The following is a 14416-nucleotide window of genomic DNA, read 5'->3' as shown; positions in this document are numbered from 1 at the left end:
GGTTGTCTGTGTTCCCGGGCGGCGGGCGCGGTCCCCGCCCCGCCCCGCCCCCCCGCCCCCCCACCGCCGACGAACAAGCAGTACCGCGCAGGAGGCGGGAGTGGAGGACCTGGTGCCCGGAGCAGCGGAGACCGCCCGGCCCGGGCAGGCTGCCCTCGTCGAGGCGATCACCGAGGCCGTGCACGACGGCGACGACCGAACCATCCGCCGGTTGCTGGCCCGCTTCGCCGAACTGGCCACCCTCGCCGACCTGTACTCCCTGCGCGACGCCCTCGACACCGCCCGCCCAGCTGGCGCCCACGGGCAGAGGTGACTCTTGCCGGGCCGCGCTCGCGGACCTGCCTGACCAGATGCCCAGATCGGTCCTGCGCCTGGCGTCGTGGTGCGCAGCGCGCTCGCCCTGCTTGGCCGGGGCGAGGGAGCTGATGCCCGGCCAGGAGGTGAACTCCAGCATGGTTCCGGTTCCAGCCGGTGCTCGGCAGGGCTGGGCCGGTCACACCCGGCCGAGGTGGATGTCGCGGGTGCACCGGCGTGGCGCCGGACTCGAACCGGTACCCGGCGGTGGCGGTCCTGCGTCGTCGTCCTGCGCTCCGGTGGCCGCCGCCGGCCGGATTGACGGCCCGGCGCCGACTGCCCTGCCACGCTGGGTGGCGGGCGGCCGGCGCCGGTAGTGCCGCCCCGGGTCAAGCCGCGATCGTGAGGTCGGCGCGGCCGAACAGCAGCGCGTAGCCGCGGGGCAGGTCGGTGAGGATGCGGTCGGTGAGGGGGTCGCCGGCGAGGTCGGTGAGGGCCGCCAGGACGGAGGAGACGTCCCAGCGGGCGGCGGTGAGGCTGGTGTTCAGGGCGCGGGCGACGGCTTCGACGAAGGCGGGGGCGGCGACCGGCCGGGGCAGCGGGATCTGCGAGGCGAAGACGGTGCGGGCACGCTCGGGCAGGGCTGCGGCGAGGTCGCAGCGTTCCTCCCCGGTGAGTTGGCTGCCGAGGGCGGCCAGGACGACGGTGAGGACGCGTTCGGCCTCCTCGTCGCAGGTGTAGCGGCCCAGGGTGCGGACCTGCTGGAGCAGGAGGCGGTACCGGGTCATGGCGGTGGCCTTCCAGGGAAACGGGGCCGGCCGGACGGGTGCGGCGGCGCGGACGGTGTTCAGGGGCGGTGGCCGGGCCGGGGCCGGCCGAACAGGAGGTCGTAGCCGGGCGGCAGCTGGAGCAGGACGCGCTCGGTGAGGTCGTCGCCGACGGCGTCGGCCACGGTGCTGAGGACCGCGCCGATGTCCCACAGGGCGGTGGTCTCGGTGGCACCCTCGATCCAGGCCGCGGTCGCGCGCGTGAACCGCTCGGGGTTGAGCGGCTCGGCGGCCTGCAGCGGGTTGAGCAGGATCAGGGCGAGGGTCTCGGGCAGGCGGGCGGCCAGTTCGGCGCGCACGTTGCCGACCAGGTGGGCGCCGAGCAGGGCCAGTACGACGCGCGCCGCCCGCTCGGCCTCCCGGGATGTGTCGTACTCACCGCGTTCCCGGACGTCTTCCAGGAACGCCTCCCATCGAAGAGCCACGGTTCCTCTCCCTCCGTTCCGGGGCTCGGCGTGAACGCCGTCGACGCCCGGTCAGGGCTCGACGACCAGGCGCCGGTGCGCACCGGTGAGCTTGCCCAGCCGGCCCACGCGGCGGCCGGCCCCTCGCAGGACCAGGTGGCTGCCGCACCGGTCGGCCTGGTTGCGGGCCCGGACCGGAGCGCCCAGGCCCGCGCAGTCCATGAACGTCACCTCCGACAGATCGAGCACCACCTCCCGATGTGCCCCGAGCGCGGCGGTCACAGCACGGCGCAGCGCGGGGGCGGTGTCGAGGGCTATCTCGCCGCACGCCCGCAGCGCGAAGGGTTCGTGCCCCTGGTCGTCGCGCATGGTGGTCTCCCGCCGCCGGCCCGGCCCACACGGCGTGGTGCGCCGGGGCGGCCGGGCCGGACGGTGGAGCCGGCCGGGGGCCGTCCCGCAGGGCCCGGGGGTTGGCGGTGCGGGACGGCGGTCCGGGGAGGGGTCAGGCCTGGATCTGCTTGCGGCTGCCGCTGTGGCTGATCTCGACCTTGCGGGGCTTGGCCTTCTCCGCGATCGGGATCTTCAGGGTCAGCACGCCGGCGTCGTAGTCGGCGCTGATCCCGGCGGGGTCGAGGGTGTCGGACAGCATGACCTGGCGGGAGAACACGCCGAGCGGGCGCTCGGACAGCTCCCACTTCACGTCGTCACCCTGGTGACGGGGGCGGCGTTCAGCCTTGACGGTCAGCATGTTCCGCTCGACGTCGACCTCGATCGCGTCCGGGGCCACCCCCGGCAGATCGAAACAGATCACGTACTCGTCGCCCACACGGCAGGCGTCCAGCGGCATCGGGGCCGGCCGCGACCACGTCCCGTTCGTGCCCAGGAACTGCTGAGTCAGCCGGTCCAGCTCGCGGAACGGGTCAGTGCGCATCAGCATCGCGAAACACCTCCACTGATCGAATGGGAGCCAGTGCGCTTCACCTGAATCTGTTCTAGCATGTCATCCATCCAATGACAAACAGCAAAGTCGCTGAAGGAGTGACAGCCATGGGAAAGCGGCCCGACGTACCCGCCACCGGCGGCGGCCCACCCACGGGACCGGCGTCCTTCCTCGCCGCCGCCGCCGCCGCGCTCGCCGCCATCGACGACGCTGTCCGCACCGCCCGGAACACCCGCCCGACCACCCGGCCCGGCACCGGTGCACCGGACGAGGGCCCCGAGCCGGCCCTGGCCGCCCTGGTACTGCTGCGCGAACTGCGCACCGAGCTCGCCGGCTGGGAGGCGGGCCTGGTGGAGAGCGCCCGTGACGGCGGCGCCACCTGGGCCGACCTCGCCCACCCCATGGGCGTCGCCAGCCGTCAGGCCGCCGAGAACCGCTACCTGCGCCTGCGCCCCGCCGGCAGCAGACCCGAAGAGGCCGCGACCGGAGCGGAGCGCGTCAAAGCCGTCCGCGACCGCCGGGCCGCGGACCGCGCCGTCACCGCCTGGGCCCGCGACAACGCAGCCGACCTGCGCGTCCTCGCCGCCCAGATCAGCGCCGCACCCGGCCTGCCACCCCGGGCCCGCCCCGCGCTGACCGCGCTCACCACCGCCCTCGGCGCCCCCGACCCCGCCGACCTGATAACGCCCCTCGCCGACATGCGCCCCCACCTCGCCGCCACCCACCCGGACCTCACCGCCCGCCTCGACGACCTCACCCACCGCACCGAACGCCTCCGCCATGACAGCGACCAACGACGCACCTGACCCCCTCACCACCGCTGAAGACCGCTGGCAGCAGATCGAGGACCGGCTCGCCGCCATCGAACGCCGCATCCGCGAGCACAGCAGCGCCGCCATCGCCACCGTCGACACCTGCCTGGCCAGAATCGACGCCCTCCACCACGACCTGGCCCACGGGTCCTGGCCCCCGCATGCCTTCCCCACGCCGGCAGGGCCTCCGACCATCCCACCGGAGCAACCAGCGCGAGCCCCCACGCAGAACCCCTCCGACCCCGTTGGCCACCGGCACGCACCTACCGTCCCGAACGCACCGCGACACGCCTCGGAGGCCGCCAGGCAGCAGTCCGGGTACCCGTAGACAGGGAGAACTACCGCCCCCGAGACCCCCTGGCGATACGCCGCGATCTGACGCCACGGCCGAGCGGAGGCGCCGACTTCGCCCATGTCCTACCTGGTTGGACACCCCCACCCCCGCCCCTGACGTCGGCGAGGCGGCCGGGCTGAGGCGGAGTACTCTGCGTGCGTGTTCCACACTGTCGCCGCGTGGGACACGGGCAGGTCACGCGGCAATCGCCAGCTAACGAATCGACGGAGACCTCAGCGACGACGCCGAAGACCGGGACGACGAAGAGGCCGAGCAGCACAAGAACCAACAGCCCCGAACGCGGCCGAGCCCGGCCTGCAGCTCATCTCCCCTTGTCGCTGGCCAAGGGAGACCCGCAGGTCAATAACATTCTCCGGGCTCAGCGGTCGCACGGTGGTCGCCGTAGAGGAGCAGGATGGGAGGCAGATCCCGCGCGCCGCTCGACCTTCCGAGGCGATCACCATGCGCTGCTCACCGAACCCGGGAAACGACCGAGGACGCGTCTACCGGCGCTGCGGCTGCCGCGACGACCACCGTCGACAGCTCGGCACCATCTGCCCCCGCCTCACCGCCGACCCCCGCCACGGCACCTGGGCGTTCGCCGTCGACACCCCGCCCATCGACGGCCACCGCCGCACCGTCCGCCGCGCCGGCTTCCCCGACGAACTCCGCGCCAGCATCGCGCTGCAGCGCTTCAACGAGGGCCTGGCCCTGTGCGTCATCACCGACCCCAGGCAGCGCACCGCCGACTACCTGAGGGACTGGCTCGACGAGAAGGAGCTGCGCCTCAAGCCCACCGCCATAGCCCGCTACCGCACCTACACCGAACAGGACCTCATCCCCGCCCTCGGCACCATCCCCTGATCGACCTCACCCGCCAGCACCTGGCCGCCTTCGTCACCAACCAGCTGCGCCGGGGCCGCGGCAGGGTCACCGTCCACCGGATCATGGCCACCCTCTCCAGCGCCCTCAGCAGCGCCGTCCACGACGGCCGGCTCGCCCGCAACCCCGCCAAGCCCCCGCTGCTCCCCCGCCGCCCCGCCTCCGCCCCCAGACGCCTGTGGACCGAGGAACAGACCGCCCGCTTCCTGCGCTTCACCCACGTCACCGACCCCCTCTACGCCGACCTCGCCGAGCTCATGATCGGCTCAGGCATCCGCAAAGGCGAGGCACTCGCCCTGCGCTGGGACGACGTCCACCTCCCCGACCGTGTCTTCTTCGTCCGCGCGACGCTCTCCGCCGTCGACAACAACCAGCTTGTGCTCACCACCCGAAGACCAAGGGCAGCAGGATGTGGGTCGCCCTCTCCGACCGTGTCGCCTCGGCCCTCGACGACCGCGCCGGCACCCGCGCCTTCGGCAACATCGCCGACAGCGGCGACTACGTCTTCCACCGCCACGGCCGGCCGCTCCATCCCAAGAACGTCCTCGACCACTTCCACCTGCTGTGCGACAAAGCCGGAGTCCCCCGCATCGCCCTCCACGACCTGCGCCACCTCATGACCAGCTTCACCCTGGCCGCCGGAGTCCCCCTGCCCGTCATCTCCAAGACCCTGCGCCACCGCACCCGTCAACCAGCGCGAACATCTACGCAGAACTCACCCGACTCGCCGCCCGCGCGGCCGTCGACGCCGCAGCCTGGACCCTCGACAACGCGGACCGCGCCGTACTCGGACGCACCGTCTGCCGCGCCCAGCGCCCATGGCGCCAGCACCCACGCCCCCACCGGCACCTGCCCGCATATCAGCAGGCACGAACAGAAGAACCCCCGGCACCATGGCCGATGTGGCCCGGCGACCACCATGCGACCACCAACTGACACGGCAACAGAAAGAGCGGGCACCCGGTTTCCCAAGTACCCGCTCTCACAACCGACTTCACTGTCGGGACGACAGGATTTGAACCTGCGACCCCTTGACCCCCAGTCAAGTGCGCTACCAAGCTGCGCCACGTCCCGTGGTCTCGGTGCCCGGTAGCGGGGCCTGGGGGGCTCTGCTGTGGGCTTCTCGACCTTGTCTCCGGTTGTCCCGGCGACGTGGAAAACAATACAGCACGTGGAGGGGTGCTCGCTGCCGGGTTGGGGGGTGGGTGGGTCGGGGGCGGGTCGGGGTGGGTCAGGGGGTGGGGTGGCGGGCGTCGTAGGTGAGGAAGGCGGGGCGGCGGGCGGCGAGGAGGACGACGGCGGCGACGCAGGCGAGGCCGCCGGTGATCACGGAGGTGGCGGGGTTGGTGAGGGCGGCGACGGCGCCGGACTCGAAGTCGCCGAGGCGGGGGCCGCCGGCGACGACGACGATGAAGATGCCCTGGAGGCGTCCGCGCATCTCGTCGGGGGCGGCGACCTGCATCATCGTGTTGCGGAAGATCATGCTGACGGTGTCGGCGCAGCCGGCGACCGCGAGCAGGAGGAGGCCGAGCCAGAGGTTGTGGAGCGCGCCGAAGGCGGCGATGGCGAGGCCCCAGGCGGCGACGGCGACGAGGACGGCGGCGCCCTGGCGGTGGATGCGGCCGACCCAGCCGGAGAAGAGGGCGCCGGTGAGGGCGCCGACGGCGGGGGCGGCGACGAGGAGGCCGACGGTGCGGGCGTCGCCGCCGTAGAAGGTGACCGCGATGGCGGGGAAGAGGGCGCGCGGCATGCCGAAGATCATCGCGGCCAGGTCGGCGAGGAAGCTGGTGCGCAGGTTGGGCTGCTCGCGCAGGAAGCGGAGGCCGTCGAGGACGGAGGCGCGGCCCTTGCGGTCGCCGAGCGGGCGCATGGCGGGCAGGCGCCACATCGCGTAGAGGGTGCCGGCGAAGGCGACGGTGTCGACCAGGTAGGCGGCTTGGGTGCCGTAGGCGCCGATGAGGACGCCGCCGAGCATGGGTCCGACGGTGAGGCCGAGGTTCATGCTGACGGTGTTCAGCGCGTTCGCCGCGGGGAGCTGGTGGCTGGGGACCAGCCGGGGGATCATCGCGGAGCGGGCGGGCGAGCTGAGGGCGAAGAATCCGGCCTGGGCGGCGACGGCGGCGTAGAGGACGGCGACCTGGCCGAGGCCGGCCAGTGCCTGCACGGCGAGGACGGCGGAGACGGCGGCGAGCCCGGCCGAACCGATCAGGCCGAGCTTGCGCCGGTCGACGGTGTCGGCGATCGCGCCGCCGTACAGGCCGAAGGCGACGATCGGGAAGAAGGAGAAGAGGCCGACCAGGCCGGTCGCGAAGGCGGAGCCGGTCTCGTCGTAGACCTGGACGGAGACGGCGACGGCCGTCATCTGCTGGCCTATGGAGGAGACCGCCTGCCCGAACCAGACCCGGCGGTAGTCGGGGTGGTCGCGCAGTGGGCTGAGGTCGGCGAAGGCCCGCCGGTACCAGGGGAGGTTCTCGGTTCCGGCCGACGGAGCGGAGACGTCGGAGGGTGGCTCCTCCGCGGGAGCAGGGGCAGGGGCAGGGGCGGCATCGGACGCCGGAACAGGGGCAGGCGCCGAGGCAGGGGCAGGCGTCGGGGCGGGATCGGACGCCGGGGCGGGATTGGCAGGATGATTGGTCGACACAACCCTCCATGGTCCGCCCCGGCCTCCCCGCTCCCCGCACCGGGGCCGGACAGCGGCCCGTCCTACCTGGTCAGGACCTGCTTCTCCCCTGCCTCCACCGCGAAGTCGAGCCGGTTGCCCGGCGGCGGGAACGGGCAGATGAAGTGGTCGGCGAAGGCGCACGGCGGCAGGTAGGCCCGGTTGAGGTCGAGGACGGTGCGGCCGTCCGCGTCCGGGGCGGGGAGGGTGATGAAGCGGAAGCGGTAGGTGCCGATGCCGCTGGTCGCGTCCGCGATGACGCCGGTGAGGCGGTCGCCGGAGCGGCTGACGGTCAGCTCGCGGTGCTCGCCGGCGACGGTGAAGGCGATCTGCCCGGTGACGGCGAGCGGGCGCTCCTTGCCGTCCGCATTGGGGACGAGCACGGACTGGGCGCCGTCCTCCTCGAACGGGGTGAATACGGCGGGGACGGCCCACTCCGGCGAGTACGGGTAGGCGGAGATGCCCGCGAAGGCCGTCCGGCGCGGCGCGGCCGGATCGAAGACCCGCAGGGCGAGCTCGCCCTCGCGCTCGATCGGGACGAGCAGGAGGTCGCCGAGGGTGGCGGTGTCGGCGGCCGGATCGGTGTCGGGACGGAGCAGCGCCTCGCCGTCGACCGGCCCGTCGGCGCCGCCGACGGTGATGCCGTCCGCGGCCGCCGCCCGGACCCGGACGCCCTCGGCGTCGGCCCACCAGTGCCCGGGCAGGCCGACGATCTCGACGGGTCCGGGCTCCAACCAGTGCGTGCCGGTGAGTGCGAGCTGGCCGTGTGGCGAGCTCACCGACGCCGCCCGGCCATCGCTCCAGCGCTTCCAGTCCTCCGCGGCCGTAGCCGTCATCGGTACACCCTCCCACTGCGGTCCTCGGGCGGCCCGCTGTTCGGGCCGTCCACCTCGGTCACCCACCACAACGCCGCGCACCCGGACGGATCATTCCCGCCTGCCGGAACCGCCACAGGGCGGCCACAGGACGGCAACACGGCGTCACGACGGCAACACCACGGACACGACGCCCGCCGGGACGAAGGCCGGCCCGCTCGGCCGACACCCGGCCGCCGGCACCCAGCACCCGACGCGCCCACTCGCCCACCCCGTCAGCTGCCGGCGTCCAACGGCCGGAACAGCCCCTCCTGCACCACCGACACCACCAGCCGCCCGCTCCGGTCGAAGATCTGCCCGCGCGCGAGGCCGCGCCCGCCGTGGGCGATCGGGGACTCCTGCTGGTACAGCAGCCAGTCGTCCGTACGGAACGGGCGGTGGAACCACATCGCGTGGTCGAGCGAGGCCATGTCGAAGTGCCGGGTGCCCCAGAGCGGCTCGACGGGGGCGCGGACGGCGTCGAGCAGCGTCATGTCGCTGGCGTAGGTGAGGGCACAGACGTGGATCAGCGGGTCGTCCGGCAGCGGGCCGTCCGTCCGCAGCCAGACTCCGCTGCGCGCCTCGACCCCGGCCAGCTCCTCCTTCGTCCAGCGCAGCCGGTCGACGTAGCGGATGTCGAAGGGCTGGCGGCGGCTGATGAACGGGGGGAGTTCGCCGAGCCGGGAACCGACCTCCTCCAGCGCGCTGGGCAGGTCCTCGGGCGCGGGGACGTCCGGTATGGGGTGCTGGTGCTCGATGCCGCCCTCTTCGGGGCGGTGGAAGTCGGCGGTGAGGGCGAAGATCGACCGGCCGCCCTGGATGGCGAGCACCCGACGCGTGGTGAAGGAGCGGCCGTCGCGGATCCGGTCGACCTGGTAGACGATCGGCACGCCGGGCACCCCGGGGCGCAGGAAGTAGGCGTGCAGCGAGTGGACCGGGCGGTCGCCGTCCACCGTGCGCCCGGCCGCGACCAGCGCCTGCCCGGCGACCTGGCCGCCGAACGTCCGCTGCAGCGCCTCCTCAGGGCTGCGCCCGCGGAAGATGTTCAGTTCGATCTGCTCCAGGTCGAGCAGGTCGACAAGGTCGTCGACGGGGGTACCCATGCGTGCGCTTCCTCTCCAGGCCCACGGCCCCGGCGGAGGTCTTCCGCCCGGCTCCGGCGCCCGTCCTGATCGAATTCTCCAACCCACTGGAATTCTCCGGCGACCGGGGTCATTCCCGCTCACCGGGCCGAAGGAGCCGATTCACTCGAACGAGTAAGCGAGCAGTAGGGGAAGAGCGGAAGAGCGGTCACCAGGCGGACGGACGAACGCCCACCCGGACTCAGGCCTCCCCCGCCTCCCCCGCCTCCCCCGCCGCCAGCCCCGACTGCCGCACGGTGATGTTGAGCCGGCCGACCAGACCCAGCGCCGGATCCGCCGTGCCGGGCAGCGTGCGCACCACACCGTGGTACGCGAACCGGGCCGGGCCGCCGAACACCAGCAGGTCACCGCTGCGCAGTTCCAGGTCGGTCCACGGGCGGGTCCGGGTCTCGGTGTTCCCGAGCCGGAACACACAGGCGTCGCCGAGCGAGAGTGAGACCACCGGCGCGTCGGTCCGCTCGTCGCGGTCCTGGTGGAGGCCCATCTTCGCGCCGTGCGGGTAGTGGTTGACGATCGCGATGTCGGGTTCGTACGACGCGGCGCCGGCGATCTGCCGGGCGTCCGTCCCGTAGGCGTCGGCGACGGCCCGGCGGGCGAGGCGGTCGAGTTCGGGCGGGAACGGCTTGACGGGCGTGCCGTCCTCCGCGTCCTTCCGATAACCGTACGGATACCAGTGCCATCCGAGGCTGACCATTCGTACGGACATCATCCCGCCGGTGGGCATCCGCACGGCGTGCAGGCCGGCCGGTGGGCGGGCCCACTCCCGACAGGCGGCCACCAGGCGCAGTTGGGCATCGGCGTCCAGCCAGCCGGGGAGGAGGACGGCACCGGGGGCGGGCTCGGCGCGCCCGCGCGCGGCAGCGGGCCCCGACCGGCCGCCCGGGACGGCACCGGGCAGGTCACCGAACAGTTCGCCCTGGATCACCCCACCATCCTCCCGCACCGCCACGGCCGAAGCCCGGCCGACCTCAGGAACCCGGCCGACCTCGGGAGCCCGGGCCACCTCCGGAGCCCGGACCGCTACCGGAGGTCGGGCTGCCACCGGGGGTCGGGCTGCCACCGGAGGTCGGACCGCCACTGGGGGCCGGCGATCCGCCGATCAGCCCCAGCTCCCGCGCGCAGTCCGGCCACGCCTCCCAGCCCTGCCGTCGGAGGATCTCCTCGCCGACGGTCGTCTGCTCCCGGCGGCTCGCGTGGTCCGGCCGGTCGGCGAAGCGCAAGCCGCCGGCGACCTCCCAGGTGGGCGGCCAGATCTGCAGGCCGCCGTAGTAGCCGTTGCCGGTGTCGGCCTGCCAGTCGCCGCCGCTCTCGCACTCGGCGAGGCCGTCCCACACGACGTCCGCGACCCGGGCCGCCGCACCGGCCCGCTCCCAGGGGATCGCCGCCGCCCCCGCCAGCAGCACCACGGCGACGCCCAGTCGAAGCACGACCCGGCACATACGCTCGTCACAGGGAGGCGGCACAGCAGCCGACCCTAGGCCGGTCGCCTCACGGCCCTCCCCAACGACACTCCGAACGCGCCGGAAACGCCAGAAACGCCGGGAACACCGGAAGCACCGGAAACGCCAACGGCCACTCCCCCGCGCAGCGGAGAAGCGGCCGTGGTGTCAGCACACCGCCGGGGCCGGGAGGCCCGCTGAACCGACCTCAGGCCGGGGACGTCGGACAGCCGACATCAGGCGGCAGACCCCGGAGAGCCGGTGTCAAACGCTCAGACACTCAGTTGCTCAGAGGCCCAGACGCTCAGAGGCCCAGGTGCTCAGGTGCTCAGACGCTCAGGGTCTGGCCCGGGAGGATCAGGTCGGGGTTGCCACCGATGACCTTGGCGTTGTTCTTGTACAGGTCGTGCCAGTCCAGGCCCTGCGCGGCGGCGATCGAGCTCAGGGTGTCACCGGACTTGACGGTGTAGCTGTCGCCCTTGGCCGGCTTGGTGTCGTTCGAGCCGGTCCAGCCCTTGGCGCCCTTGGCGGCGTCGTTCTTCGGCGCGGCCTTCGGCGCGACGTCAGCCTTCGGCGCAGCGGCGGCCTTCGGGGCAGCGGCCTTCGGCGCGACATCGGCCTTCGGCGCAGCGGCGGCCTTCGGAGCCTGGGTCTGCGCCGGCTTGGCGGCCGGGGCAGTCGGCTTGGCGGCGGTCGAACCGGCAGCCGAGCCGGTGGTCGAACCGGCCGAGGTGTCGACGGCGGCCGGGGTGCCGCCCTTGGTCAGGCCGGCCTTGACGGAGCACACGGGCCAGGCGCCCGGGCCCTGCGAGGCGAGGACCTTCTCGGCGACGGCGATCTGCTGCGCCTTGGTGGCCTGGTTGGCCTGCGAGGCGTAGGCGGTGCCGCCGAAGGCGGCCCAGGTGCTGGAGGTGAACTGCAGTCCGCCGTAGAAACCGTTGCCGGTGTTGATGGCCCAGTTGCCGCCGCTCTCGCACTGGGCGACGGAGTCCCAGGTGGAGACGGAGGCGGCGGAGGCCGAGGTGGCCGTGACGAGGCCGGCCACCGGCAGGGCCGCGACAGCGGCGCCCGCCACGACAGCCATCCGGACGCGGTTGCGCTTGGTGGCCGTGGAGGTGGTGGCAGCGGCGGTCTCGTGACGGAAGGTCATGGGGTTCCTCTCGAAAGCCCCGGGCGGGCATGCGGAACCAGGCCCTGGAGAGGGCCGCGTTCACTTGCCGCGTCCGTCGGGCGACCGTGCACGTGTCGGACGTGCCGCTTGCCGCCCCGGCCACCCAGCCGCTCACCGGCGACCTTTTCGAGCGATCGCGTCGGCGGGCACCTGCCGCATCCGGCGGGGAGCCGGAGGGGCGGTGCGTCGGGGGTGAACCCGGGTGGCGCTCGTTGCGCCGCCAATGAAGCTACGAGCCGGTCGGCGGGGAAACCAAAACTCCACCGGTCTGCCCAGCTCAGCCAAGGGTTACCGGCGGTAGTACCCGCACAATCCTGCCCGAAATGCCCGTTTTAGCCGTCGATTCGTAGATCAAACATCACGGTGGCGTGACTCACCTCACGGTTTCATTCCGGCAGGCCTGCCACCGACATCGACACATTGCGACCACGAGAACACGCGGCGCGGTCGGATCAGAGGCAATTCCCGTCAGCCTCGTCGACCACCCGTGACGCCTGACACAAGGGCCCGTTGGTCATGGCGACCTCCCCGTATCCGCCCCCGACCGCCAACCGCACCCACCAGAGGAGAACCTGTGCCGCGCATGCTCGACGTCAGCGACGAGGTCCGGTCCGAGATCGGCGACGACGAGGCGGACCGCCTCCTCGGCGGCGACCGCGCACCCGACAGCTACGAATGCACCTCCTGCCGCACCTCCGGCGACACCCACGCGGAGCCCACCAGCACCGTCCTGTTCGTCGGCGAGGAGACCGCCGTACTCGCCTTCGCCCACGCCCGCTGCATCCCGTCCCAGGTGGTGCCGGTGGCCGAGGAGCAGTTGGTCGGCGCCGTCCGCAGCATCAGCCAGGCCCAGACCGGCGCCCCGGCCGCGCCCGCGCACCCGCTGGTGCCCATTCCCGCGCCGACCCCGGCGACCGCCCCCACCGCCCAGCCCAGCGCGCCGGGCCAGGCCGCCATCCTCGGCATCACCTGCGGGCTGGTGCTGCACGGCAAGGTCGGGCACGCCTCGCTGGTCGTCGAACCGACCGGCCCGGTCGGGCGCCCCGGCAGCACCTCGGGCGAGGACGAGTTCCTCGACCTGCTCCAGGACGCCGGCTTCCAGGCCATCACCGACCTCGACGAGACCCCGGACCAACTGGGCGGCTGGTCGGTCCTGGTGGCGATGGGCAAGCTGCACGCGATCCTGCAGCCCGCTGCCGCCGGCGGCAGCACCGGCTGGTGGCAGGCGCACCAGCCGCTCCAGGTCACCGACGCCTGGCGGATGGCCGCGAGCCAGCTCTCCGAGGTCACCATGTACGCCGTCCCGGCCGGGATGGTGGGCCGCCAGCCGCGCGAAGACCTGCTCCGCCAGGCGCTGGAGCGGGCGGTGGCACTGGGTCAGGTGGTCGCCGCCTCCCTCCCCCTCGCCGGCACCTGAGCCCCTCGGCACCCGGGCCCGCCGGCACCCGCCCTGTCGGCACCCCCCCCCCACCCCCCCCCCCCCCCCCGCGCCCGCCCCCCCCCCCCCCTGGCCCCCGGGCCCCCCGGCCCCCCCCCGGCGCCCCCCCCCCCCCCCCCGCGCCCCCCCCCGCGGCGGCCCCCCGACCCCGCCCCCTCAGCACCCAGCCCCAACCGCGCCCCGACCCGTCGGCACCCGGGCTCCACGCCCGGGCTCCGCACCCGCCGGAGCACCCGCCGGAGCACCCGCCGGAAGGCGGCCTCTCCCTCAGCACAAGCCGCCTTCCGGCCGGTCCCCGGCACCCCGCATCCCCGTGACCCCTCACTCGTTGGCCCCTGTGTGTACAGCTACGACGTCTCCGCGTCCCCCGGCCGGTCCACCACCGCCCCCCGCTCGATCCCCGGCATGCGCCCGTCGTACGACGCGGAGCACCCGCACTCGACGACGCCGATCTACGACGAGCTGTACTCCGAGTACCGGCGGCTGTTCCGCGCGCTCCCGGGCGACCGCTCGGGCGAGGAGGACCTGAAGTTCACCGGCTTCGCGGTCCGCGACGGCTACCCGGTGCTCGGCGAACCGCGCCCGTACCCGCCCCAGCACCAGGCCTTCCACAGCTACGGGGGGCAGCCGCCCGGCCTGCCGCAGTTCATGCCGAGCCAGCAGCACGGCCACTCCGCAGGGCACGCCACCGGCCACTCCGGCCACGGCGCCACCAGCCACACTGGCCACACCGGCCAAACCCACCACAGCACCACCGGCCAAACCCACCACAGCGCGATGGGCCACACCGGCCACAGCGCCCCTCAGCCTCAGCCGCACCCCCACTCCGAGCCCGCCGCCCCGACCAGCGACGGCTTCGGCCAAGCCGCCCCGGCGGCCACCGCCCCTCAGCACACCCCGCCCCCGCCGCCCCAGTTCACCAACGGCCAGGGCTGGGTGGCCGCCGGCTACCTCGGCCCGATCCCGCACTCGATGCCCGCGCCGCCCCCGGCCCCCGCCCCGGCGATGGGCACCGCCACCGGCGTCGCCACCGCCGCGCCCACCGGCGGCCGCCACCGCCAGATGCTCTCCCTCCCCCCGGGCCGCAACGGCGACCACCACTGAACCGCCCGCCTGCGCACCACCCGCACCACCCGCACGACCCCGCACACACGACGAGGGCCCCGCCACCACCGTGACGGGGCCCTCGCCCACACCTACTGCCGGCACCCACCGACTAC

General features: G+C 73.7%; 16 protein-coding genes, 1 tRNA gene and 1 pseudogene. 7 read left to right on the top strand and 11 right to left on the bottom strand.

The window, feature by feature from the left end; translation table 11 throughout:
* Positions 1–100: 100 nt before the first annotated feature.
* Positions 101–313, top strand: coding sequence for a hypothetical protein (locus ACFV61_RS20550; RefSeq protein ID WP_380481515.1), 213 nt, complete (start codon positions 101–103; stop codon positions 311–313).
* 370 nt (positions 314–683) lie between these two features.
* Here ACFV61_RS20550 and ACFV61_RS20545 read toward each other — a convergent pair whose 3' ends face one another.
* From ACFV61_RS20545 to ACFV61_RS20530, 4 genes are all read right to left on the bottom strand, one after another.
* Positions 684–1082, bottom strand: coding sequence for a DUF2267 domain-containing protein (locus ACFV61_RS20545; protein WP_380493104.1), 399 nt, complete (start codon positions 1080–1082; stop codon positions 684–686).
* 59 nt (positions 1083–1141) lie between these two features.
* On the bottom strand, positions 1142–1546 hold the full coding sequence (locus ACFV61_RS20540) for a DUF2267 domain-containing protein (RefSeq protein ID WP_380481519.1): 405 nt from the start codon (positions 1544–1546) through the stop codon (positions 1142–1144).
* Positions 1547–1597: 51 nt separating this feature from the next.
* On the bottom strand, positions 1598–1894 hold the full coding sequence (locus ACFV61_RS20535) for an STAS domain-containing protein (protein WP_380481521.1): 297 nt from the start codon (positions 1892–1894) through the stop codon (positions 1598–1600).
* Between the two features lie 133 nt (positions 1895–2027).
* Positions 2028–2462, bottom strand: a complete 435-nt coding sequence (locus tag ACFV61_RS20530; RefSeq protein WP_380481523.1) for an Hsp20/alpha crystallin family protein — start codon at positions 2460–2462, stop codon at positions 2028–2030.
* Between the two features lie 110 nt (positions 2463–2572).
* Between ACFV61_RS20530 and ACFV61_RS20525 the strand changes: the two genes are divergently transcribed.
* The 4 genes and pseudogenes from ACFV61_RS20525 to ACFV61_RS20510 form a co-directional block, all read left to right on the top strand.
* On the top strand, positions 2573–3271 hold the full coding sequence (locus ACFV61_RS20525) for a type III effector protein (protein WP_380493101.1): 699 nt from the start codon (positions 2573–2575) through the stop codon (positions 3269–3271).
* On the top strand, positions 3246–3605 hold the full coding sequence (locus ACFV61_RS20520; RefSeq protein WP_380481527.1) for a hypothetical protein: 360 nt from the start codon (positions 3246–3248) through the stop codon (positions 3603–3605). The genes ACFV61_RS20525 and ACFV61_RS20520 overlap by 26 nt, the downstream gene beginning before the upstream one ends.
* A gap of 468 nt (positions 3606–4073) precedes the next feature.
* On the top strand, positions 4074–4475 hold the full coding sequence (locus ACFV61_RS20515; RefSeq protein ID WP_380493099.1) for a hypothetical protein: 402 nt from the start codon (positions 4074–4076) through the stop codon (positions 4473–4475).
* Between the two features lie 427 nt (positions 4476–4902).
* Positions 4903–5118: pseudogene (locus ACFV61_RS20510) on the top strand (site-specific integrase); the annotation flags it as partial.
* A 375-nt stretch (positions 5119–5493) separates the two neighbouring features.
* Here ACFV61_RS20510 and ACFV61_RS20505 read toward each other — a convergent pair.
* From ACFV61_RS20505 to ACFV61_RS20475, 7 genes are all read right to left on the bottom strand, one after another.
* A tRNA-Pro gene (locus tag ACFV61_RS20505) sits at positions 5494–5567 on the bottom strand.
* Between the two features lie 157 nt (positions 5568–5724).
* Positions 5725–6921, bottom strand: coding sequence for an MFS transporter (locus ACFV61_RS20500; protein WP_380493109.1), 1197 nt, complete (start codon positions 6919–6921; stop codon positions 5725–5727).
* 275 nt (positions 6922–7196) lie between these two features.
* A complete protein-coding gene (locus tag ACFV61_RS20495) occupies positions 7197–7988 on the bottom strand; it encodes a DUF1684 domain-containing protein (protein ID WP_380429937.1) in 792 nt (263 codons plus the stop codon).
* A 254-nt stretch (positions 7989–8242) separates the two neighbouring features.
* Positions 8243–9109, bottom strand: coding sequence for an acyl-CoA thioesterase (locus ACFV61_RS20490; protein WP_380493097.1), 867 nt, complete (start codon positions 9107–9109; stop codon positions 8243–8245).
* Positions 9110–9329: 220 nt separating this feature from the next.
* A complete protein-coding gene (locus tag ACFV61_RS20485) occupies positions 9330–10046 on the bottom strand; it encodes an alpha-ketoglutarate-dependent dioxygenase AlkB family protein (RefSeq protein WP_380493107.1) in 717 nt (238 codons plus the stop codon).
* Between the two features lie 70 nt (positions 10047–10116).
* Positions 10117–10575 carry a transglycosylase family protein gene (locus tag ACFV61_RS20480; protein ID WP_380493095.1) on the bottom strand — a complete coding sequence of 153 codons (459 nt, stop codon included), beginning with the start codon at positions 10573–10575 and terminating at the stop codon, positions 10117–10119.
* Positions 10576–10915: 340 nt separating this feature from the next.
* Positions 10916–11737, bottom strand: coding sequence for a transglycosylase family protein (locus tag ACFV61_RS20475; protein ID WP_380493093.1), 822 nt, complete (start codon positions 11735–11737; stop codon positions 10916–10918).
* A gap of 595 nt (positions 11738–12332) precedes the next feature.
* Here ACFV61_RS20475 and ACFV61_RS20470 point away from each other — a divergent pair.
* Entirely contained in the window at positions 12333–13175 is an 843-nt protein-coding gene (locus tag ACFV61_RS20470) for a hypothetical protein (RefSeq protein ID WP_079135943.1), read from the top strand.
* A 360-nt stretch (positions 13176–13535) separates the two neighbouring features.
* Positions 13536–14300, top strand: a complete 765-nt coding sequence (locus ACFV61_RS20465) for a hypothetical protein (RefSeq protein ID WP_063349664.1) — start codon at positions 13536–13538, stop codon at positions 14298–14300.
* Positions 14301–14416 lie beyond the last annotated feature (116 nt).

The sequence above is a fragment of the Kitasatospora sp. NPDC059817 genome, from assembly GCF_042731835.1.
Taxonomy (GTDB): Bacteria; Actinomycetota; Actinomycetes; order Streptomycetales; family Streptomycetaceae; genus Kitasatospora.
Note: the sequence above shows the minus strand (reverse complement) of the source record. Positions and strands in the feature narration are given on the sequence as shown.